Origin of the sequence: Pseudomonas sp. RIT-To-2, from assembly GCF_029623465.1 — a bacterium.
Classification (GTDB): Bacteria; Pseudomonadota; Gammaproteobacteria; order Pseudomonadales; family Pseudomonadaceae; genus Aquipseudomonas; species Aquipseudomonas silvicola.
In genome coordinates this window covers 43,315-64,320 of sequence record NZ_JAPYKM010000038.1, presented here as the reverse complement: position 1 = coordinate 64,320, position 21,006 = coordinate 43,315, and the positions used below count along the sequence as shown (strand labels likewise).

Here is a 21,006-nt window from a genome sequence, read left to right as displayed (position 1 = left end):
TTTCTGGCTGTTTCGTGGGCTCGGAGATGTCTATAAGAGGCAGGCCCATAACCACGCGGGCCACGATCACGCCCACCACGATCACCACGGCCATGACCACGAGCATGACCATGAGGCGGCCCCATCGCGGCCGTGGAAGCGCATCGGCATCGCCGCGGTCCTGGTGCTGTTCGCGGCTGCCACCGCCTGCCTGGTACAGGTGCGCAGTGGCGAGGCCACGGTCATCACCCGCTTCGGCAACCCGGCGCGGGTGCTGCTGCAACCGGGCCTGGCCTGGCGCCTGCCCATCCCCTTCGAGTCGGCGGTGCCGGTAGACCTTCGCCTGCGTACCACCTCCAGCGGCCTGCAGGACGTGGGTACTCGCGACGGCTTGCGCATTATCGTCCAGGCCTACGTGGCCTGGCAGGTACAGGGCGACAACGCCAACGTGCAGCGTTTCATGCGCGCCGTGCAGAACCAGCCCGACGAAGCCGCGCGGCAGATCCGCACCTTCCTCGGTTCGGCGCTGGAAACCTCGGCCAGCGGCTTCGACCTGTCGAGCCTGGTGAACACCGACGCCGGCAAGGTGCAGATCGCCGACTTCGAAGACCACGTGCGCCAACAGATCGCCAAGCAGTTGCTCGACACCTATGGCGTACGCGTGCTGCAGGTGGGCATCGAACGGCTTACGTTGCCCGCGGTGACCCTCAACGCCACCGTGGAGCGCATGCGCGCCGAACGCGAGACCATCGCCACCGAGCGCACCGCGGAGGGCAAGCGCCAGGCCGCTGAAATCCGCTCGGCCGCCGAACGCGACGCGCGCATCCTGCAGGCCGACGCCACGGTCAAGGCCGCCGACGTCGAGGCCCAATCACGGGTCCAGGCGGCGCAGATCTACGGCAAGGCCTACGCCGGCTCGCCCGAGCTGTACAACCTGCTGCGCTCCCTGGACACCCTGGGCACCATCGTCAATTCCGGCACTCGCCTGGTCTTGCGCACCGACGCGGCGCCGTTCCGCGCCCTCGTGGACGGCCCGCCGCAATTACCGGCGCCCACTGGCGCGGCTGCCGGAGCCAAGCCATGAGGGGGGCCGCACCCGCCCCCCGCTCGCCCAGCCCCTGGATGCAGGCCGGGCGCCTGACCTTCCTGGCGCTGTACGGCATCACCCTGCTGGCGGCGTTCGGCTGGGCCGTGTCGAACATTCGCCAGGTGGGCCCGGAAAGCCGCGCCGTGGTACTGCGCATGGGCGCGCTGGAACGTATCCACGGCGCCGGCCTGTTGCTGGCCTGGCCACGGCCGTTCGAACAGGTGGTGATGGTGCCCTCCGCCGACCGGGTGATCGAACAGCGGGTGGAAACCCTGCTGCGCGAGAACCAGACCCGTGGCATCGACCCCAACACCTCGCCCAACAGCGATGCCGTGGCAGGCGCGGGGTACCTGCTGACCGGTGACGCCGGTGTGGTGCAACTGGACGTGCGGGTCTTCTACAAGGTCATCGACCCGTACCAGTATGTGCTGCAGAGCGCGACCATGACCGCCGCTCTGGACCGAGTGGTCGCCCGCAGCGCCGTGGCCGTTTCGGCCTCCCGCGACCTGGACACCATCCTGGTGGCGCGCCCGGAACTGGTAGGCAGTGACAGCCAGGCCGCCGAACGCCGCGAGCGCCTGCGCGGCGACCTGATGCAAGGCATCAACCAGAGCCTGGCGGCCTTGCAAGCCCAGGGCGGCGGGTTGGGGGTGCACGTGGAACGGGTCGACCTGCAATCGAGCCTGCCTGACGGCGCAGTGAACGCGTTCAACGCCGTGCTCACCGCCAGCCAGAAGGCCGAGCAGAACATCGCCTCGGCTCGCAATGAATCGGCCAAGGTCACCCAGGCCGCTACCCAGGAGGCCGACCGCACGCTGCAGGTGGCCCACGCCCAGGCCAGCGAGCGCCTGGCCAAGGCCCAGGCTGACACGGCGACCATCACCAGCCTGGCCCAGACCCAGCGCGAGCGTGGCGACCCTGGCCTGTTGCAGCGCCTGTACCGCGAGCGCATTCCGGCCATTCTGCAAAAGGCCGGCAACGTGACCACGGTCGACCCCCACGACGACGCCCGTCTGATTCTGCAAGGCAGCCAACCATGAGTGCGCATTCCCATCACCACCACGGCCACGCCCACCACGGGCATTCCCACGGCCACCTCACCGGCGGCATGCTCAGCGTCGACGAACGCCGCAGCGCGGCCCGCCAGCTGACCCTGGCCATGGTTGCCCTGGGCCTGCTGGCCCTGGGGCTGGGCTGGCACTGGTTCGACCCGGCCCAGGACGGCGTGGCGCAGATCCTCTTCGGCGTGGCCTCCCTGCTGGTGGCCATTCCCGTGCTGCGCTCGGCCTGGTTCAGCATCCGCTACCCCAGCCTGCACGGCCTGACCGACCAGCTGGTGGCCATTGCCCTGCTGGGCGCCTGGGCCACCGGCGACCTGTTGACCGCGGCGCTGTTGCCCATCCTGATGATCTTCGGCCATGTACTGGAAGAGCGCAGCGTGATCGGCTCCCAGGAGGCCATCGAGTCCCTGGGCCGCCTGACCCGCAGCCATGCGCGCCTCATCAGTAGCGATGGCAGCATCACCGAGGTGGACAACGGCACCCTCAAGGCCGGCGACCAGGTGGAAGTGCGCGCCGGTGACCGCGTGCCTGCCGACGGCCGCGTCCTGGAAGGCCAGGCCAGCCTGGACACCGCGCCCATCACCGGAGAATCGGTGCCGGTGCAGGCCGCGCCGGGCATGGAGGTGTTCGGTGGCGCGATCAACCTGGACGGGCTGCTGCGCATCGAGGTGTCGCGCACCGGTGAGGATTCGACTCTGGGCAAGGTCATCGCCCTGATGCAGAAGGCCGAGCAGTCCAAGCCTCCCATCACCCGCCTGCTGGAGCGCTACGCCGGCCAGTACATGGTGCTGGTGTTGCTGATCGCCGCCGTGACCTGGTTCATCACCAACGACCCCCAGGCCATGCTGGCCGTGCTGGTCGCCGCCTGCCCTTGCGCCCTGGTGCTCTCGGCACCGGCCACGGCCATCGCCGGCATCGCGGTGGCGGCGCGCCATGGCATCCTGATCCGCAGCTCGGCGTTCCTGGAAGAGTTCGCCGATCTCAGTTCGCTGGTGATCGACAAGACGGGCACCCTCACCTATGGCGCCCTGCACCTGCAACGCTTGCAGGCGGTACCCGCTTGCAGCGCCGATGAATCGACCTTGCTGCACCTGGCCGCCAGCCTCGGCGCCGCCAGCAGCCACCCGGTCAGCCGTGCCCTGGCGACCCTGGTGGCCCAGGATGCCTACCACCCGCTGGAGCAGTTGCGCGAGCGCCAGGGCCTGGGCGTGATCGCCCAGACCCCTCAGGGTGAAGCGGCCCTGGGCCGCGCCGAGCTGTTCCAGCAACTGGGCATCGACCTGCCGCCGGTGCCCGAACACGACGGCCCGATCGCCGGATTGTCGCTCAACGGTCGCTTCCTGGCCTGGCTACTGCTGGCCGACCAGATGCGCCCGGAGGCCGCCAGCGCCTTGGCCGACCTGCGCGAACTGGGCCTGGGCCGGCAACTGCTGCTGACCGGCGACCGCCTGCCGGTGGCCAATGCCCTGGCCAGCCAGGTGGGTATCAAGGACGTGGTGGCCCAAGCGTTGCCGGAGGACAAACTGCGCCACGTCACCGATGAAATCCGCCAGGGCTTCCGGCCGCTGGTCGTGGGTGACGGCATCAATGACTCACTGGCGCTGAAGGCCGGCGTGGTGGGTGTCGCCATGGGTGCCGGCGGTGCCGACATCGCCCTGGCCTCGGCCGACATCGTGCTGATCGGCAGCGACCTGCGCCGCCTGGGCACCTGCGTGCGCCTGAGCCGCCAATGCCGGCGCACCTTGCAGGTGAACGTGGCCATCGGCCTGGGCTGGACCCTGGCGATCGTCGCGGCGGCTGCGTTCGGTTTGCTGGGTGTGGCGGGGGCGGTGATCGCGGCGTTGCTGCATAACTTGAGCACGTTGCTGGTGCTGGGGAACGCGGGGCGGTTGTTGCGGATCGAGGAGCCTTTGAAGTAGGGGCTCATGGGTTTGGAGCTGTTGCGTTCTCCAGATCGAGCGCCGCCCGCGCGGCGCTCGATCTCGGGAACACCAGAAGCCTTAAGCCATGCACCTGACTGCCCGGCCCAATCCGCCCCCTACCGCCCGCGCAACCCCACCGGCCGATACAACTCCCTCACCCCATACCGGTCCCGGTACTCGCTCAACGCATACCCCGTGACCCGCATGAAAATCTTGCGCAAGGCCCCCACGTCCTGATACCCGACGCTGTTGGCGATCTGATCGACATTGCGCTGGGTGGTCTCCAGCAAATGGCAAGCCCGGGCGATACGCAGGTGCTGGCAATACTCGGTCGGCTTGAGCCCGGTACTGGTGTGAAAGCGCCGCAGAAACGTGCGCGGTTCAAGCCCTGCGCACGCGGCCATGTCGTCCAGGGTCACACCCTTTGCCTGGTTGGTCTGCAACCACAGCTGCACCTTGAGCACCTCGGCACGGCCGTGGTCCAGGCGAGGCTGGAAAGGGCTGGGCGGCAAGAGCTCGCTGCGCCAGGGCACATTCAGCACACCATGGGTTTCCACCGCCAGCGATGCCCCCAGGTAACGCGCCAGCACCGCCAGGCCCAGCGCCTGCCATGCGTGGTTGCCCGAGGAGGTCACCACATCGCCGTTATCCAGCAGGGGCTCATGGGGTAGCACCTGTACCTGGGGGTAACAGGCCGCCAGGCCCATGGCGTGGTCCCAGTGCAGCGTGGCCTGGCGACCATCGAGTACCCCGGCCATGGCCAGCAGCCAGGCGCCTGAGCACACCGCAACCAGGACCGCGCCTTCGGCATGCCAGTGCTGCAACGCGGCGACCATCGGCGCCAGCGAGCCGGCATCCGGCACCTGCACCGCGCACAACGGCGGCACAAATACCACGGTCGGTACTTGCCCCTGATCGACGCCATGGACGACATCCACCCGCAACGCTGGCGTTTTCGCCATGCCAAGGTCGTCACGAACCTGCTCGGCACAGGCAAACAGATCCACCAGCCCGGCCACCGTGGACGCCTGACTACCGGGATACTGCAACAGGCACAGGCGCAACCCTGCGGGCATGGATCTCTCTGTCATTTTTCGCTGCCTTCAACGCGGTTGCGCACATGCTACCCAACGGGCGATTGGCAGAGAAGCGCTTTCAGAAAATGACGTTGCGCACGAAGCGTACCGCCACCGTGCCCTCGTTACGATAGCCATGGGGGCGGCTGCTGGCGAACATGAAGAATTCACCGGCACGAACCGCCCGCGCCAGGCCGTCTACCTCCAGGGTCAGGCAGCCTTCGAAGACAAACACCTGCTCGGTATAACCAGGGCCATCACAGCAGCCCTGATACGTCTCCCCGGGCGCCAGCCGCCACTCCCACAGTTCCACTTCCCGACGCGCCGGGGCGCTGGCCAGCAGCACGGCGGTACTGCCTGCCTGGCTGCCGGCCCAGGCCAGCTCATTGATGCGCCCGCGGTCGCGGTTGTCCGGGGCGCTGATCAAGTCGCTGAACACCACCGCCAGCGCCTCGGCGACCCTGTCCAGCGTGCCGAGGCTGACGTTTCGCTCCCCCGCCTCTATGGCTACCAGCATCCGCCGGCTGACGCCGGAGCGCTCTGCCAGTGCGGTCTGGCTCAGGCCAGCGGCATGGCGCAGACGCCGCACATTGTGGCTGACGTGTTGCAGCACCGAAGCGCGAGGGAGAGAATCTGGGGGCACGAAAAGGGGCTCTGGCGTGGGTGTTCGCGCAGTATAAGGTATCTACCCTCGGTTGGAGCTGGGGTCACCGAGCCCTTTCGAGTTGCAGCCCGGCCGCAAGGGCGGTAGCAGCAACCGGCTGGTGTGGGAGCTCACCCTGCGATATGCCTGGTACTGCGCGCCGCACGTGACGTTGTGGGACCGGGCGCAAGCTCGGGAAGCGGACAACGCGGTCGATCAGGCAAGCCTTTTCCCGGGCTTCGCCCGGTGTACAGCATTGCCATGGCCCTGTAGCGGTCTTGAGGCCGCGCCCCAGGCGCCGCGTTACGCATGGCATAGCACATCAAGCCTGACGCTGCCTAGCGGCTGCTGCAGGGAATGACGACCAAACTTCCCTTGAAAACTTCAGTGCTGCGACGCGAACTGGCCAGGGTCGAGCCCATCCGACCCCGCGGATCATGGCGCATCAATCAGAAACAGCGTGCCCTGGCTGCCTGGCAGTACGCGGTGGCGCTGGCCGCTGGGGATGAGGTGAAAATCGCCTGGGCCCATTTCGATGACTTCGCCCTCGATTTCAAGCTGCAGGTGCCCCTCGATCACCAGCAATGCTTCGTCAAATGCCTCATGGCTTTCAAGCTCTATACCGGCCTCGTCCATGCGGATGACTTTCAGTTGAGCGCCGCCCGTGCGCCCCAGAATCCTGGAACGCCAAGCGTGAGGGAGGCGTTGCGCCTGTTCAACGAGGTTCATGCCCTGGCCTTGCGTGATGGAAAGGACGGAGGACTTTAGCGACTTTTGCCTGGCGCGCGAAATATTCAAAGGTTATGGCAACCGTTGCTTTGCGCATAACAGAAGGGGCCGCCCGGCGCTGTCTTTTGTAAACTTTTGCAATGAAAAACCCACCAAATAGACCACTATTGTAGGGTTCAGACACAGCCTGGCGGTTGGTGATGGCCGCCCTGCCCCGTATGATTCCTTGTCCATTTCAGCAGATCAGACCGCTATGTCATTGATAGTTCTACTGCTTCTGCCCTTTATCGGCAGCTGCCTGGCAGCCGTGCTGCCCCACGACGCGCGCAACCGCGAGTCGATACTGGCCGGCCTGGTGGCGCTCACCGGCACGGTCGCGGTCGCGCTGATGTACCCGCAGGTAGCCCATGGCGGGGTCATTCGCGAGACCTTCGAATGGCTGCCCGCCCTGGGCCTGAACCTGACCCTGCGCATGGACGGCTTCGCCTGGCTGTTCTCCCTGCTGGTGCTGGGCATCGGCACGCTGGTGTCGCTTTACGCGCGCTATTACATGTCGCCGGATGACCCGGTGCCGCGCTTCTTCGCCTTTTTCCTGGCGTTCATGGGCGCCATGCTCGGGTTGGTGATTTCCGGCAACCTGGTGCAAATGGTGTTCTTCTGGGAGCTGACCAGCCTGTTCTCGTTCCTGCTGATCGGCTACTGGCACCACCGCGCCGACGCTCGCCGTGGCGCCTACATGGCCTTGGCCGTCACCGGCGCCGGCGGCCTGTGCCTGCTGGCCGGGGTGATCGTGCTCGGCCAGGTAGTGGGCAGCTACGACCTGGACACGGTACTGGCGGCCGGTGAGCAGATTCGCGCCAGTCACCTGTACCCGGTATTGCTGACGCTGATCCTGATCGGCGCGCTGAGCAAGAGTGCCCAGTTCCCCTTCCATTTCTGGCTCCCCCACGCCATGGCGGCGCCCACGCCCGTGTCGGCGTACCTGCACTCGGCGACCATGGTCAAGGCCGGCGTGTTCCTGTTGGCCAGGCTATGGCCGTCGCTGTCGGGCAGCGAACAGTGGTTCTGGATCGTCAGCGGCGCGGGCGCCTGCACCCTGCTGCTGGGCGCATACGCGGCCATGTTCCAGAACGACCTCAAGGGCCTGCTGGCCTACTCCACCATCAGCCACCTGGGCCTGATCACTTTGCTGCTGGGGCTCAACAGCCCACTGGCGGCGGTGGCAGCCGTGTTCCACATCCTCAACCACGCCACGTTCAAGGCCTCGCTGTTCATGGCCGCCGGTATCATCGACCATGAAAGCGGCACCCGCGACATCCGCCGCCTCAGCGGGCTGTTTCGGATGATCCCGTTCACGGCGACCCTGGCCATGGTGGCCAGCGCAGCCATGGCGGGGGTGCCGTTGATGAACGGTTTCCTGTCCAAGGAAATGTTCTTCGCCGAGACCGTGTTCATCACCTCCACGGCCTGGGTCGAGGCAGCGCTGCCAGCCGTGGCGACCATCGCCGGTACGTTCAGCGTGGTGTACGCCCTGCGTTTTACCGTTGACGTGTTCTTCGGCCCACCGGCCACTGACCTGCCCCATACCCCCCACGAACCGCCCCGCTGGATGCGCGCGCCGGTGGAATTGCTGGTACTGCTGTGCCTGGTGGTGGGCATTTTCCCGGCGCAGTCGGTGGGGCCATTGCTCGCGGCCGCGGCGCTGCCGGTGGTAGGCGGTGAGTTGCCAGCCTATAGCCTCGCCATCTGGCACGGTTTCAATGCGCCGCTGATCATGAGCCTCATCGCCATGGGCGCCGGGATCGTGCTGTACCTGCTGCTGCGTGGCCAGCTGCGCCGCGGCCGGTTGCAGCGCCCACCGCTGGTGGGGCGCCTGAGCGGCAAGCGCCTGTTCGAACGCAGCCTGGTGCTGCTGATGCGGCTGGCCCGGCGCAGCGAGCGCTGGCTGACCACTCGGCGCCTGCAACCACAATTGTTCATGCTGGTGCTGGTGGCCGTGGTCGCCGCGGTGATCCCCCTGCTGCACAGCGGGCTGAGCTGGGGGCTGCGGCCCAAGATCGCCGGCTCCGGGGTGTTCGTGACCTTGTGGCTGATCGCCATTGCCTGCGCCCTGGGCGCTGCCTGGCAGGCCAAGTATCACCGCCTGGCGGCACTGACCATGGTCAGCGTCTGCGGGCTGATGACCTGCATCACCTTCATCTGGTTCTCGGCACCGGACCTGGCCCTGACGCAGTTGGTGGTGGAAGTGGTGACCACGGTGCTGATCCTGCTGGGCCTGCGCTGGCTGCCACGGCGGATCGAAGACGTGCAGCCCTTGCCTGGCCACGAGCGTCGCGCGCGGGTGCGCCGGGTGCGTGACCTGCTGCTGGCCATTGCCACCGGGGGCGGCATGGCGGCCTTGTCCTACGCCATGCTGACGCGCGCCACGCCCAACCACATTTCCGAGTTCTACCTGCGCAAGGCCTTGCCCGAAGGCGGCGGCAGCAACGTGGTCAACGTCATGCTGGTGGACTTCCGCGGCTTCGACACCCTGGGCGAGATCACCGTGCTGGTGGCCACGGCCCTGGCCATATTCGCCCTGCTGCGACGCTTCCGCCCCCCGCGCGAGAGCATCCAGTTGCCTGCCCAGCAACGCCTGCTGGCGCCGGACGTGGTGACTGACCTGGTCAACCCGCGCCAGGCCAGCGACACCGCGCTGGGCTTCATGATGGTGCCGGCGGTGCTGGTACGCCTGCTGTTGCCATTGGCGGTGGTGGTGTCCATGTACTTGTTCATGCGGGGGCACAACCAGCCCGGTGGCGGCTTCGTCGCCGGCCTGGTGATGGCAGTGGCGTTCATCCTCCAGTACATGGTGGCCGGCACCCAATGGGTGGAAGCGCAGATGCGCCTGCGGCCGCAACGCTGGATGGGCACCGGCCTGCTGTTCGCCACCCTCACCGGCGTGGGGGCCATGCTGCTGGGTTACCCGTTCCTCACCACGCACACGGCCCACCTGCACCTGCCCGTGCTGGGTGACGTGCACGTGGCCAGCGCGCTGTTCTTCGACATCGGCGTGTTCTGCGTGGTGGTAGGCTCGACCCTGCTGATCCTGACCGCCCTGGCGCACCAGTCGGTGCGCGCGCACAAACCCACCGGGCTGCCCAAGCCCATCGCCCCGCCACAAGGAAGTGCCTGATGGAAGAAGTCATCGCAATCGCCATCGGCGTGCTGGCCGCCTCCGGGGTCTGGCTGGTGCTGCGGCCACGGACCTTCCAGGTGATCATGGGCCTGTGCCTGCTGTCCTACGGCGTCAACCTGTTCATCTTCAGCATGGGCAGCCTGTTCATCGGCAAGGAGCCGATCATCAAGGACGGTGTCGCCCAGGACTTGCTGCACTACACCGACCCCCTGCCCCAGGCCCTGGTATTGACGGCCATTGTCATCAGCTTTGCCATGACCGCGCTGTTTCTGGTGGTGCTGCTGGCGTCGCGCGGCCTGACCGGCACCGACCATGTGGATGGCCGGGAGACGCGGGAATGAGCACGATGCCGTCACTGCTGATCGCCCCTATCCTGCTGCCGTTGCTGACGGCCGCGGTGATGCTGTTGCTGGGGGAAAAACACCGCCCGCTGAAGGCGCGCCTCAACCTGCTGTCGACCTTGACCGGCCTTGGCATCGCCGTGCTGTTGATGCTGGGCGTGCAGCAACAGGACCAGGCCAGTGCCATCGGTGTATACCTGCCCGGCAACTGGCAAGCCCCCTTCGGCATCGTGCTGGTTCTGGACCGCCTGTCCGCCTTGATGCTGGTGCTGACGGGTATCATCGCCAGCGCCGCCCTGGTGTTCGCCATGGCTCGCTGGGACCGCGCCGGGGCCAGCTTCCATGCGCTGTTCCAGATTCAATTGATGGGCCTGTACGGTGCCTTCCTGACCGCCGACCTGTTCAACCTGTTCGTGTTCTTCGAGGTGCTGCTGGCGGCGTCCTACGGCATGCTGCTGCACGGTTCCGGGCGGGCACGCGTGTCCTCGGGGCTGCATTACATCGCCATCAACCTGCTGGCTTCCTCGCTGTTCCTGATCGGCGCGGCGATGATCTACGGCGTCACCGGCACCCTCAACCTGGCCGACCTGGCGCAGAAGATCGCGCTGGTGCCGGAGGCCGACCGAGGCCTGCTGCACGCCGGGGTGGCGATCCTGGCCACGGCGTTTCTGGCGAAGGCCGGCATGTGGCCGTTGAACTTCTGGCTGGTGCCGGCCTACGCCTCGGCCAGCGCACCGGTAGCGGCCCTGTTCGCGATCATGACCAAGGTGGGCGTCTACACCTTGCTGCGCCTGTGGACCTTGCTGTTTTCAAGCCAGGCGGGGGCCTCGGCCTATTTCGGCGGTAACTGGCTGCTGGCCGGCGGGCTGCTCACCCTCGCCGTGGCGGGCATCGCCGTACTGGCAGCCCAGCGCCTGGAGCGCATGGCCAGCCTGAGTATCCTGGTGTCAGCGGGCACGTTGCTGGCGGCGATCGGCTTCGGCGTGCCGGCGATCACCGCGGGCGCCCTCTTCTACCTGGTCAGTTCGACCCTGGCGCTGGGCGCGCTGTTCCTGCTGGCGGAACTGATCGAGCGCTCGCGCTCGGCCAACGAGGTGGCCCTGGAAGACGACGGCGACCTGCTGCCGCGCCCCGTGGAGTCGCTGCACCCGCCCAAAGGCATCAACCTGGACGACGAACAGAAGGCGGTGGTCGGCCAGGTAATCCCCTGGACCATGGCGTTTCTGGGCTTGAGTTTCATCGCCTGCGCCCTGCTGGCGATCGGCATGCCGCCGCTGTCGGGCTTCATCGCCAAGCTGAACCTGATCAGTGCGCTGGTGCGCACTTCGGGTCCGGCGGCCTGGGCGCTGGTGGCGCTGCTGATCCTTTCGGGGCTGGCGACCTTGCTGGCCATGACCCGGTTGGGTATCCAGCGCTTCTGGACACCCCAGGAGCGGCCCTCGCCGCTGTTGCGACGTTTCGAATGCGTGCCCATCGTGCTGCTGCTGGGGCTGTGCGTGGTGCTGACGGTCAAGGGCCAGTGGCTGCTGGACTACACCCGCGACACCGCCGCGCTGCTCAATGACCCCAGCCACTACATCGACGCGGTAATGACCACCGAGGTGCGGCCATGAAGCGCCTGTTCCCTGCCCCTTTGCTATCGCTGGCCTGCGGCCTGCTGTGGTTGCTGCTGAACCTGTCGCTGAGCCCGGGCAACCTGCTGCTGGGCGCCGTGCTGGGCATTCTGGCACCCCTGCTGATGCGCTCGCTGCGGCCGCTGCCTGTGCGCATCCGCAAACCCGGGGTCATTCTCTGCTTGCTGGGCCGGGTGGGTATCGACGTGGTGGTCTCCAACCTGCAGGTGGCCTGGGCCGTGCTCAACCTGGGCCGCCGGCCGCCCCGCTCGGCATTCGTCAAGGTGCCCCTGGACCTGCGCGACGCCAACGGCCTGGCGGCCCTGTCGACCATCACCACGGTGGTGCCTGGCACGGTCTGGTCGGAACTGGCCCTGGACCGCAGCATTCTGCTGATGCATGTGTTCGACCTGGAGGACGAAGCCCGCTTCATCGCTCACTTCAAGGCCACCTACGAACGCCCTCTCATGGAGATATTCGAATGAGCGCCCTGCTGGACCACGTCATCGTGCTGAGCCTGGCGATCTTCGCCCTGGCCATGCTGCTGACCCTGTACCGCCTGTTCAAGGGCCCCTCCGCCCAGGACCGGGTGCTGGCGCTGGACTACCTGAACATCCTGGGCATGTTGACCATGCTGGTGCTGGGCATTCGCTACGCCAGTGAAACCTACTTCGAGGCAGCGCTGCTGATTGCCCTGTTTGGTTTTGTCGGCTCGTTTGCCCTGGCCAAATTCCTCTTGCGCGGCGAGGTGATCGAATGAGCGAAGTACCGGTGTGGGCTGAAATCGCCGTTGGGGTGCTGCTGTTGCTGGGTAGCCTCTTCGCCTTGCTGGGGGCGATTGGCATGGTCCGCCTGAAAGACTTTTTCCAGCGCATGCACCCTCCGGCCCTGGCCTCGACGCTGGGTGCTTGGTGCGTGTCGCTGGCGTCCATTCTTTACTTTTCGATGGTGCGGCACGAACCGGTGCTGCATGCCTGGCTGGTGCCCATTCTGCTGGCCATTACCTTGCCGGTCACGACCCTGCTGCTGGCGCGCGCCGCGCTGTTTCGCAAACGCATGGCGGGCGAGCCCGTGCCGGGTGAAGTCAGCAGTCGCGAAACCCCTTAGCGGCTTGCGCAGAGGGTTCAAGGTTGCCCTGGCCGCGTCGCGGTTTGCCCGATAGTGCGCGGCGTTCATGACGCGGCCAGGTCCGCTGCTACAGCGCGGCCGCGACTTTGTCGGCCACCGGGGCGGGTAACCAGGCACGCCACAGTTGCGGGTGGTCCTTGAGGAAGGCGGTCGCGGCCTGGCGCGGCGGCAGGTGCTTTTCGCTCATGGTGGCCAAGGCCTTGTTGAGGTCATCAATGGGCAACTGCACGTTCTCGAAGAAACCCACCAGTTGCGGGTAATCCTTGGCAAACGCCGTGGACACTCCCACCGACAGAACCGATGGCGGCGAGCGTGTGGGCCGGGGCGCCGGGTTGTCGGCCTGGGTCAGGGTTTTCCAGGCTTCGGGGTCGAACGCCGGCTCCTGCAGTTGCACCAGGCGGTAACGCCCCAGCAGCGGCGTTGGCGACCAGTAATAGAACAACACCGGCTGGCCCCGCTTGATCGACGAAGTGATTTCAGCGTCCAGCGCCGCACCACTGCCCGAACGGAAGTTGGTGTAGCTGTCACTCAGGCCATAAGCCTTGAGTTTCTGACCGTTGACCACCTCTGAGGTCCAGCCGATAGGGCTGTTCAGAAAGCGGCCCTTGCCGGGGTCCTCGGGGTCGCGGAACACGTCTTTGTAGCGCGGCAGGTCACTGACACTGCGCAGCTCGGGCGCCAGCGGCTTGATGCCCCGCGCGGCGTCGCCCTTGATCACGTATTCCGGCACCCACCAGCCTTCGGTCGCCCCCGCCACCAGGTTGCCCAGCCCCTTGACCTGGCCTGCGGCCTCGGCCTTGACCCACACGGGGCTGCGCCCGGCCCACTCTTCGGCGATGACCTGAATATCATTCTTCGCCAGGGCGGTTTCCAAGGTGATGGTCGTGCCGGGCAGCGTATCGGTGGGCAGGTCGTAGCCTTTTTCTACCACCAGGCGCAGCACCTCGGTGATCAGGCTGCCACTTTCCCAGTTCAGGTCGGCAAAGTGAATGGGCGCCGGCGCGGCGCGCAACGGCGACGCCCCCAGCAACAACCAGCAGAACACAGCGGACACTATCATTTTCATCGGCACAGCCTCGACAATCAGCACCCACTGACTGTAGACCACTGCGCCGGTGTTACTCGCTGGGCTTGAACGTCAGCTCGCCCTTGCGCCATTTGGCGGCCTTGGACGAGGCAGCCTTGAGGGTCTTGGCCAGGCCACCCTGCAGTTGCTCGTTAGCGGCGAACACCATGACCACGGTCTGGCCTTCCTTGAAGACGATACCGTTGCCATCGGCCGTGCTGACAAAGGCGTATTCACCCAGCCCATACACCGCCAACTTGATTTCGCGGAACTTGATTTCAAACTTTCCGCCTTCTCGGCTGGGCAATACCGCAGCCCGGAAGTGGTCGCCCACTTTCAGTTCCAGGCGGGGCTTGTCGTCCACTACCAGTGCGCTTTCGGTGTCGAGCTCGGCCATGTAAATGCCTTCGGCGGTTTGCTCGGTGACATACACAAAACGCGATTGAAACAGTTTTACCAGTTTGGCGCGAAGATCGCCCAGCACGAACAGCGCGTGCATTTCCAGATTACTTACTGCCAATTAAAAATCCTCGAAATGAAAACACTGCCCCCGTCCAGCACGGGCAGCCGAACCCAACCCGGCCGGACCCGAACACCAAGGCCCGGCGTGATGAAAACAAGTCCAGAAAAGACCAGGCCAGCCCTGCCACCAGAAAGGGCGAGGCTCGCTCCGCAGCGCAGAAGACTAACGGAAACAGCCCAGGGACGACGCCCGCAGGCAGAAACTGACCTCGAAGGAAAAAACCACCTAGCGTGTAAGACGTTGCCCATTCACTGGAATCAGCAATACGCCACAGTCCGCGGTACCTTTTCCGACATCCTGACGCAGTGAAAAATGCGATAGCTATGCAGGCCACTGCGCACAGGGCGCACAGCTCCCTCACGAGAAGGAACGAACATGCACGATTCAACGGAAAAGCGTCGAGCATCCATCGACGAGGCCAACACGACTATCGACTTCGGCGCTCTATTGTACCGACACATGGGGTCACAGGGCTACCACTCCACGCCCCGCTGCCATGTAATTCCGGCCGGACGCAACTTCTATCATATTCAGGAACGCGATTCGGGGCGCACCCTGGGGTTTCGCAGTGGCCACCTTGAAGCATGTGCGTTGGCCCGGCAACTGGAAAGCGGTGTACCCGCCTAAAGGAGTTTGTAGTATCGCCGATACAATTGGCGAACCCTCTTCGAGATGATCGCCATGCTAGAAATCAACCCGGTCCTCGGCCTGCTGGCGCAGCCGGACGAGGACACGGCGCGGGTACGTGCCGAAGCCGAAGCCGCCGCGGCCAAGGAGGCTGCCACCAAGCGCCAGGCCCAGCAGACCGCCAGCCGCCGGCGCACGCGCCAGCACAACCAGCGCATTGCCGAACTGCAGAACCAGGCCAGGCATGAACAGCACCAGTACATGGCGGCGCAGAACGCCGACTACCCCAGCGTTGCCGAGCGCAACCTGGCACTGATCCGTGCTCGAGCCAGCATGATGGCCGCGCACATCGCCAGGGACCTGGCGACCACCGTGCCCGCCACGCCACAGCAGCAGGCCGGCACCGGGAATGTGGACTCGCGCAGTATCGACACCGACGCCTGAGGGGCTCGGTCGCCCTGGCAGGTGCTGGCTGCCAAGCCAGCGCCTGCAGGATAAGCGTGACTACACGGCCCTGACAGGACCGGCGCCACACCCCATCAGATCAGCTTGCGCTGCAGCGCTTCCTGCAGCGAGCTTTGCGCCAACTGCTTGATAATGGCGTCGGGGCCCGGGTTGAACGGCACCGCGAAGATCAACAGCGTCTGCATCCAGGTGGTCAGCGACTCGCTCCTGGTCACTTTCCCCAGCACCTTGCCGTCACGGTCCTTGTACACCGTTTCCAGGGTGAGCACGTTCTCGACCCTGGACGGCACCAGGAACAGGGTGAAGCCCGTGATCCAGGCCAGGGCCATGGAGCCCCTTTCCGAATTGAGCAGGTGGGCCTGGGCATACACGTCGGACTCGACCTTCTGGCTCGTCACCTGACTGAACAGCCCGGAATCGGTGTAAGTATCGACCAACGCCTTCTGCCAGCGTAACGGGGCGATACCACCGGCGGCCGCGGCGCCATTCATCTGGTGCTCCGACTCCAGGCTTACATACACCCGCGGCTTGTGCTCGGCGGCAGGGGCGGCGGGTGGCCAGTTCTGCACCTGAGGCAGGTCATGGTGCGAATAGGACAGGCAACCGCCCAACTGGGTCAGGGCCAACAACAGCAACAGGCGAACCTTATTCATGGGCCGCCAGCTCCTGCTTCGGCAACTTCGCCGTGCCGTCAGCCAGCAGCTTGGCGACCAGCTCGCGCAGTTGCGGCGCGCCCCGGGTCATCGCCCAGTATTCGCGGTCGTACAGGCCTACATTGCGCTTGAGGTTAACCTGCTGCTCGGTCTTGGCCAGCACCTTGCCGTGGGTGTCCTCGATGGTCAGGCTGCCGGCCAGGTCAAAGGTGTCGACGTAGATCGGCCCGTCTACCCAGATCCAGATGGTCAACGTCAGCAACGCGCCTGGCAGGTAACCGGCGTGCATGGCACGGTGGCCGTACAGGGAGGTGAAGTCGAACTTGAGCACCACGTCCTTGTCACCGGCCTTGGTGGGAAAAGTGATGACCTGGTTGAAGTAATCGGTCTGGGCGACGTAGCGGGAAACCTGGTCGGTCAATTGCTGGCTGACCAATGCCCGGCGGGTGTCATTGAGGCGCGGGGCATCCACCGCCACGTCCACCACCTGGGCACCCATGGGCAGGGTGACCGGGGCCTTCGCCAACGGCGCGCCCAAGGGGCCGGTCGGGGTGTACGACATGCAACCGGCCAACGAGGCCACGGCCACCGCCATCAACAACTGGAGAATCCTGTTCACTGTACCTAAGTCCTTGTTTCAGATTGAAGACCACGGTGTCGGCCGCTCTGGCACAAGGTTTAGGGTTGGATCGAACTCTTTTGCATGAAACTTTTCATAGCCTAGACAGGCGCATATTCAGCCACGCACCGGCAGGCCCCCCCTGCCTTGGAGATGACATGGAAACCGAACAAACCAATCTGGGCACCCTGTTCGCACAACTGGGGCTGGACAGCGACCCTGACAGCATCGACCGTTTCATCGCTGCTCACCCTTTGCCAGCGGACGTCAAACTGATCGATGCCCCGTTCTGGGAAGAACGTCAGGCGCAATTTCTGAAAGAAGAGCTACGCGCCGATGGGGGCGACTGGGCCATTCCCATCGACGAATTGAACCAGCGCCTGCATCAGCAGGCCTGACGGGCCGGCAACAGGCCGGGGTCGACGGCCAGTTGCGCGACCCAGGCGTCGCGGCACTCCAGCGCTTCGGCGCGGCTCGCAAAGGCGGTGCCGCGCCGCTCGCCGTTGACCAGCACTACCCAGCACACACGTTTGCCCACGGCCTGAAGGCCGGAAGGCACACCGCTGCCGATCATGACGGCCACATCAACTTTGCTTTGCATGATTTCCCTCCCGAGATTTCATTAGCTAGCTAACAATGTAACTATCATAGTGCCTTCGGTGATGAAGAAACAGTGAACTCTGGTATAGCTTCGTTACAGAAACGGTAACAAAGGCGGGTTAACCTCGAGCGTTTTGCGGTGTGTATCCCAGCCGAAACCCGCCCCAGTGCCGCCCCTTGATATGTATCGGCACCGACAGATCGTGCATGAGCTCCCCGGTATCGCGCGTGTAGGTTTGCAGCAGCACCGCCTGCTCATGGCTGCCGCAGCGGGCGCCGGTACGGTCGTCGAACCTGCGCTTGCTACGGTTGCGCAGGGTGTCCTGGGCCGCATCGCCGGTCAGAGGCTGGTTGAACGCCTGGTTATGGGTAGGCACATAACCATGGGGCGTGCAGGCAATGGCGAACACCAGGCCTTCGTGGCGCTGCAGCAGAGGCTCCTGAATCGGCGGCAGCACTTGGTCGGTGTACCGGTCGAAACGGGTGTGGAATTTGGTCGGGTGGGTATTGGCGATGGGAAGGTAGTGGCGGTCGAACAGGTCGTCCAGGCTGATACGCCCGCTGTCGATGTCCTGCTCGAACTGTCCCGCGATCTGCGCGGCGCCTTCGCGGGCCAGGTCGTAGATGCGCTGGTGGTATTCGTCCAGCCCGACTTCGGCCAAGCGCTCACTGATGCTTTCGGCCTGGGCTTCCATCTGCACCGCGGCCTTGGCGAGGTGCTGGGTCTGGCTGTCGCTGACGGCCAGGTCGCCGCGCATCTGCTCCACCGCCTGGAACAGGCTGGCCAGCTGCTCGCGGTTGGTTCGGGCGCCCCGGGCGATTTCGCCCACCTGGCTTTCAACCCCCGCCGCCAGGGCCGCGATGGTCTTCAACTGCCCGCCGGTGTGCTCCACCTGCACCACCCCTTCGCCCAGGTCGCTGGACAACTGGCGGATCTGCTCTACCACCTGGGCCGTGCGCAACTGAATGTCGGCCACCATCTGCCCCACCTCTTGCGTGGCAGTCGCGGTGCGCCCTGCCAGGCCGCGCACTTCATCGGCGACCACGGCAAAGCCGCGCCCGTACTCACCGGCACGGGCCGCCTCGATGGCCGCGTTGAGGGCCAGCAGGTTGGTCTGACTGGCGATGGACTGAATGACCGCCGTGACCCGCTGGATATCTTCGCTACGCTGGCTCAGCGCCTCGACCAGTTCGCGGCTGGCCGTGGCACGTTCGCTGAGCTGGTGCATGCGGGCGATGGACACGGCCAGCACCTCGCGGCCCGCCACGCCATGGCGATGGACCTCGCCGGCGGCGCCCAAGGCTTGCTCGCTGAGCTGGGAGGTGACCTGTTCGGTGCCGATCATGACCTCGGCGCTGCTGACGATCTGCGCGGCCGCGCCAAGCTGTGACTGCACGCGCGCCGCCAACTGGCGCACGGAAAATGCCACGCCCGCGGCGGACAATGCGTTGTGGCTGGTGGTGCGGGACAAATCACGGGTCAGGTCCGCGAGGGGCGGCGCCGTATCGAGCACCGTCGCCGCAGGCGCGGGCTGGCCCAGGCGCGGTAGCCACAGGCACAACAACGCCAGGGGAGCAGCCAGGTAGAAGGACAGGCTGGCAAACGCCATGGCGGTCAGCAGGCCCAGCAAGGCCAGACTTTGCAGGGCAGGCAACCAGGAGTGGGGGCGGCGCACGGCCGATGGCCGGGCAACGTCGAGCAGAGATCCGTCTCTCATCATTTCAAGCACCTCGTGGGCATTGTCATTGTTCTGACGTCATTAAACGCCACAACAAGGCAATTGGCCACTACCGCTCGCTCCACGCCGCCCTGGAACGCGGCGTGGCCGCGTGCCGGGCGCCGCGTGGCGTCCGGCACATCGCGTGTACTGCCGACGCGGCCAGGTCCGCTGCTACTGGTCAGCGGGGCTCGCGCCCCTGCGCCCCATCAGGCCTGGCGCTGGTGCTTGTCGATCTGCTCGTGGCGCTCTTGGGCCTCGATGCAGTATTTGGTGGTCGGGCTGATCAGCAGGCGCTTGAGGCCGATCGGCTCGCCGCTGTCGTCGCACCAGCCGAAGCTTTCGTCGGCAATGCGGCCCAGGGCCTGTTCCAGTTGTGGCAGCGAACGTTGGTCGCGGTCGATGACGTTGACCAGCCAGTGGCGCTCTTCTTCGACGGAAGCAGCGTCAGCCGGGTCAGCCGGGGTGTCCAGGCTCTCGATGGCGATGCGGCTCTGCTCGATACGCTCGTGCGTCTCGACCTTGAGCGCCTGCAGCAGCTCGGTAAAAAATGCCAGCTGCTCGGCGTTCATGTAGTCATCGGCCGGCATGGCCAGCAACTTTTCCTTTGTCATTGATTTCTCTATAAAAAATACGTGCATTAAGGCGAATCAAAATGTGCTGCCGGACCCGGTCCGACCCCACGGAATTCTTCAAGCGCCAACCGGCACTCAATTTATGAGGGGCGGCAGTCTAAGGCGGGTTTTCGCGCGCAGCAACTGAATTGAAGGCAGATTTGACCAATAACCTCCATCTTTGCGCAATGGCACCGGCGTCGCACCGGCCCAGGGCTGGCGTAGCCGAATAAAATGCCGCCAACAGGCGGCCATCTTCGGACTAAACGCAGCAAAAAGCAAAAAAGCCCGCAGGGCGCCGAAAACGGCGCCGCGCGGGCAAAAAATCGCAACCCCGTCAGCGCTTCAACAAGCGCTTGCTGCGATACTGGTCGATGATCACGGCCACCACGATGATCAGCCCTTTGATGATGTCCTGAACGTAGGCGTCGACCCCCACGAAGGTAAAGCCGGATGCCATCACGCCGAGAATCAGCGCACCGATGACCGTGCCGCTGATGCGCCCTACCCCGCCCACCAGGCTGGTGCCGCCGATCACGGCCGCGGCGATGGCGTCCAGCTCATAGGACATGCCCATACCGGCCTGGCCGGTGGCGGCCCGTGCCGAGGCCACCACCCCGGCCAGGCCCGCCAGCAGGCCGGCGATGCTGTAGACGATGACCAGGTGGCGCTTGACGTTGATGCCACTGGTACGCGCTGCCTGCATGTTGCCGCCGATGGCGTAGGTGTACTTGCCATAGCGGGTATAGCGCAAGGCGATGTGGAAGATCACCGCCACCACCAGGAAGATGATCACCGGCATCGCCCCGCGGCCAATGGCCGTGTAGCTGTCCGACAGCATGCTGATAGGCTGCCCTTCGGTATACAGGCGTGCCAGTCCGCGGGCCGACACCATCATGCCGAGGGTGGCGATGAAGGGCGGGATGCCCGTCAGCGCGATGATGCTGCCGTTGATGGCCCCCGCCAGCAGGCCCACGCCCAACCCCGCCAGCACCGGTGCCCACACGGGCAAGTCGGTGAGGTGCGGGAACACCGCGCGGGCATAGTCCGAGCTTTGCGCCAGGCTGGCGGCGACCATGGCCGACATGGCCAGCACCGAGCCTGAAGACAGGTCGATGCCGGTGGTGATGATCACCTGGGTGACGCCAATGGCGATCAGGCCGATGATCGACACCTGCAGGATCATCAGCACCAGGCGCTGGGAGTTCATCAGAAAGCTCTGGTCCCGTACGATCCAGCCAAATACCTCGAACACCAGGCCGATGCCGATCAGCACCAGCAGAATGCTCAGTTCGGTGGGCATGCGCCGCCGGGAGCGGCTGGGCGGCGCGGCGACAGGTTTGTTGTCAGTCAGGGTGGTCATG

Annotated in this window: 22 protein-coding genes and 1 pseudogene; 12 read left to right on the top strand and 11 right to left on the bottom strand. The window is 65.5% G+C overall.

Going from position 1 to position 21,006, the window contains the following annotated elements:
* Nucleotides 1-7: 7 nt before the first annotated feature.
* From hflC to QBK88_RS25735, 3 genes are all read left to right on the top strand, one after another.
* Entirely contained in the window at nt 8-1,063 is a 1,056-nt protein-coding gene (gene hflC, locus QBK88_RS25745) for a protease modulator HflC (protein ID WP_277964250.1), read from the top strand.
* Complete coding sequence (gene hflK, locus QBK88_RS25740; RefSeq protein WP_268141407.1) at nt 1,060-2,106, top strand: protease modulator HflK; 1,047 nt, start codon at nt 1,060-1,062, stop codon at nt 2,104-2,106. The genes hflC and hflK overlap by 4 nt, the downstream gene beginning before the upstream one ends.
* A gap of 68 nt (nt 2,107-2,174) precedes the next feature.
* Nucleotides 2,175-4,046, top strand: coding sequence for a cation-translocating P-type ATPase (locus tag QBK88_RS25735; protein WP_277964249.1), 1,872 nt, complete (start codon nt 2,175-2,177; stop codon nt 4,044-4,046).
* Nucleotides 4,047-4,165: 119 nt separating this feature from the next.
* On the opposite strand, the gene QBK88_RS25730 is transcribed toward QBK88_RS25735, so the two are convergent.
* From QBK88_RS25730 to QBK88_RS25720, 3 genes are all read right to left on the bottom strand, one after another.
* A complete protein-coding gene (locus QBK88_RS25730) occupies nt 4,166-5,140 on the bottom strand; it encodes a helix-turn-helix domain-containing protein (protein ID WP_277964245.1) in 975 nt (324 codons plus the stop codon).
* A gap of 64 nt (nt 5,141-5,204) precedes the next feature.
* On the bottom strand, nt 5,205-5,768 hold the full coding sequence (locus QBK88_RS25725; protein ID WP_277964244.1) for an XRE family transcriptional regulator: 564 nt from the start codon (nt 5,766-5,768) through the stop codon (nt 5,205-5,207).
* A gap of 435 nt (nt 5,769-6,203) precedes the next feature.
* Nucleotides 6,204-6,497 (bottom strand): cupin domain-containing protein, encoded by a 294-nt coding sequence (locus QBK88_RS25720; RefSeq protein WP_277964243.1) that lies wholly within the window; start codon nt 6,495-6,497, stop codon nt 6,204-6,206.
* Nucleotides 6,498-6,750: 253 nt separating this feature from the next.
* On the opposite strand from QBK88_RS25720, the gene QBK88_RS25715 reads away from it, so the two are divergent.
* From QBK88_RS25715 to QBK88_RS25690, 6 genes are read left to right on the top strand one after another with little or no spacing between them, the layout of a single operon-like run.
* Nucleotides 6,751-9,672: a monovalent cation/H+ antiporter subunit A gene (locus QBK88_RS25715; protein ID WP_277964242.1), complete on the top strand. Its 2,922-nt coding sequence runs from the start codon at nt 6,751-6,753 to the stop codon at nt 9,670-9,672.
* Nucleotides 9,672-10,016, top strand: coding sequence for a Na+/H+ antiporter subunit C (locus QBK88_RS25710; protein ID WP_277964241.1), 345 nt, complete (start codon nt 9,672-9,674; stop codon nt 10,014-10,016). The genes QBK88_RS25715 and QBK88_RS25710 overlap by 1 nt, the downstream gene beginning before the upstream one ends.
* Nucleotides 10,013-11,629 (top strand): monovalent cation/H+ antiporter subunit D, encoded by a 1,617-nt coding sequence (locus QBK88_RS25705; RefSeq protein ID WP_277964240.1) that lies wholly within the window; start codon nt 10,013-10,015, stop codon nt 11,627-11,629. Before QBK88_RS25710 ends, QBK88_RS25705 begins: the two co-directional genes overlap by 4 nt.
* The gene (locus QBK88_RS25700) at nt 11,626-12,114 is read left to right on the top strand and encodes a Na+/H+ antiporter subunit E (RefSeq protein WP_277964239.1); all 489 of its coding nucleotides are present in this window, start codon (nt 11,626-11,628) and stop codon (nt 12,112-12,114) included. The genes QBK88_RS25705 and QBK88_RS25700 overlap by 4 nt, the downstream gene beginning before the upstream one ends.
* The gene (locus QBK88_RS25695; RefSeq protein WP_268141392.1) at nt 12,111-12,389 is read left to right on the top strand and encodes a K+/H+ antiporter subunit F; all 279 of its coding nucleotides are present in this window, start codon (nt 12,111-12,113) and stop codon (nt 12,387-12,389) included. The genes QBK88_RS25700 and QBK88_RS25695 overlap by 4 nt, the downstream gene beginning before the upstream one ends.
* Entirely contained in the window at nt 12,386-12,736 is a 351-nt protein-coding gene (locus tag QBK88_RS25690; RefSeq protein WP_277964238.1) for a Na+/H+ antiporter subunit G, read from the top strand. Before QBK88_RS25695 ends, QBK88_RS25690 begins: the two co-directional genes overlap by 4 nt.
* Before the next feature lie 88 nt (nt 12,737-12,824).
* On the opposite strand, the gene QBK88_RS25685 is transcribed toward QBK88_RS25690, so the two are convergent.
* Both QBK88_RS25685 and QBK88_RS25680 read right to left on the bottom strand, forming a co-directional pair.
* Nucleotides 12,825-13,823: an ABC transporter substrate-binding protein gene (locus tag QBK88_RS25685; RefSeq protein ID WP_277964237.1), complete on the bottom strand. Its 999-nt coding sequence runs from the start codon at nt 13,821-13,823 to the stop codon at nt 12,825-12,827.
* Nucleotides 13,824-13,875: 52 nt separating this feature from the next.
* Nucleotides 13,876-14,343 (bottom strand): hypothetical protein, encoded by a 468-nt coding sequence (locus QBK88_RS25680; protein WP_158154749.1) that lies wholly within the window; start codon nt 14,341-14,343, stop codon nt 13,876-13,878.
* Nucleotides 14,344-14,721: 378 nt separating this feature from the next.
* Between QBK88_RS25680 and QBK88_RS25675 the strand changes: the two genes are divergently transcribed.
* Both QBK88_RS25675 and QBK88_RS25670 read left to right on the top strand, forming a co-directional pair.
* The gene (locus tag QBK88_RS25675; protein WP_277964236.1) at nt 14,722-14,973 is read left to right on the top strand and encodes a hypothetical protein; all 252 of its coding nucleotides are present in this window, start codon (nt 14,722-14,724) and stop codon (nt 14,971-14,973) included.
* Nucleotides 14,974-15,027: 54 nt separating this feature from the next.
* Nucleotides 15,028-15,417, top strand: coding sequence for a hypothetical protein (locus QBK88_RS25670; protein ID WP_277964235.1), 390 nt, complete (start codon nt 15,028-15,030; stop codon nt 15,415-15,417).
* Between the two features lie 95 nt (nt 15,418-15,512).
* On the opposite strand, the gene QBK88_RS25665 is transcribed toward QBK88_RS25670, so the two are convergent.
* Nucleotides 15,513-16,091, bottom strand: a complete 579-nt coding sequence (locus tag QBK88_RS25665) for a hypothetical protein (RefSeq protein ID WP_277964234.1) — start codon at nt 16,089-16,091, stop codon at nt 15,513-15,515.
* Complete coding sequence (locus QBK88_RS25660; protein ID WP_277964248.1) at nt 16,084-16,686, bottom strand: hypothetical protein; 603 nt, start codon at nt 16,684-16,686, stop codon at nt 16,084-16,086. The genes QBK88_RS25665 and QBK88_RS25660 overlap by 8 nt, the downstream gene beginning before the upstream one ends.
* 182 nt (nt 16,687-16,868) lie before the next feature.
* Here QBK88_RS25660 and QBK88_RS25655 point away from each other — a divergent pair, with 182 nt between their 5' ends.
* Nucleotides 16,869-17,108, top strand: coding sequence for a DUF2789 domain-containing protein (locus QBK88_RS25655; protein WP_268141382.1), 240 nt, complete (start codon nt 16,869-16,871; stop codon nt 17,106-17,108).
* On the opposite strand, the gene QBK88_RS25650 is transcribed toward QBK88_RS25655, so the two are convergent.
* The 4 genes and pseudogenes from QBK88_RS25650 to QBK88_RS25635 form a co-directional block, all read right to left on the bottom strand.
* Nucleotides 17,096-17,311, bottom strand: coding sequence for a hypothetical protein (locus tag QBK88_RS25650; protein ID WP_268141380.1), 216 nt, complete (start codon nt 17,309-17,311; stop codon nt 17,096-17,098). The genes QBK88_RS25655 and QBK88_RS25650 overlap by 13 nt on opposite strands.
* 118 nt (nt 17,312-17,429) lie before the next feature.
* Nucleotides 17,430-18,458, bottom strand: a pseudogene (locus tag QBK88_RS31000) (methyl-accepting chemotaxis protein); the annotation flags it as partial.
* 779 nt (nt 18,459-19,237) lie between these two features.
* Nucleotides 19,238-19,642, bottom strand: coding sequence for a TraR/DksA family transcriptional regulator (locus QBK88_RS25640; RefSeq protein ID WP_027979546.1), 405 nt, complete (start codon nt 19,640-19,642; stop codon nt 19,238-19,240).
* Between the two features lie 337 nt (nt 19,643-19,979).
* Nucleotides 19,980-21,005, bottom strand: a complete 1,026-nt coding sequence (locus QBK88_RS25635; RefSeq protein ID WP_268141374.1) for an ABC transporter permease — start codon at nt 21,003-21,005, stop codon at nt 19,980-19,982.
* Nucleotide 21,006: the final 1 nt, after the last annotated feature.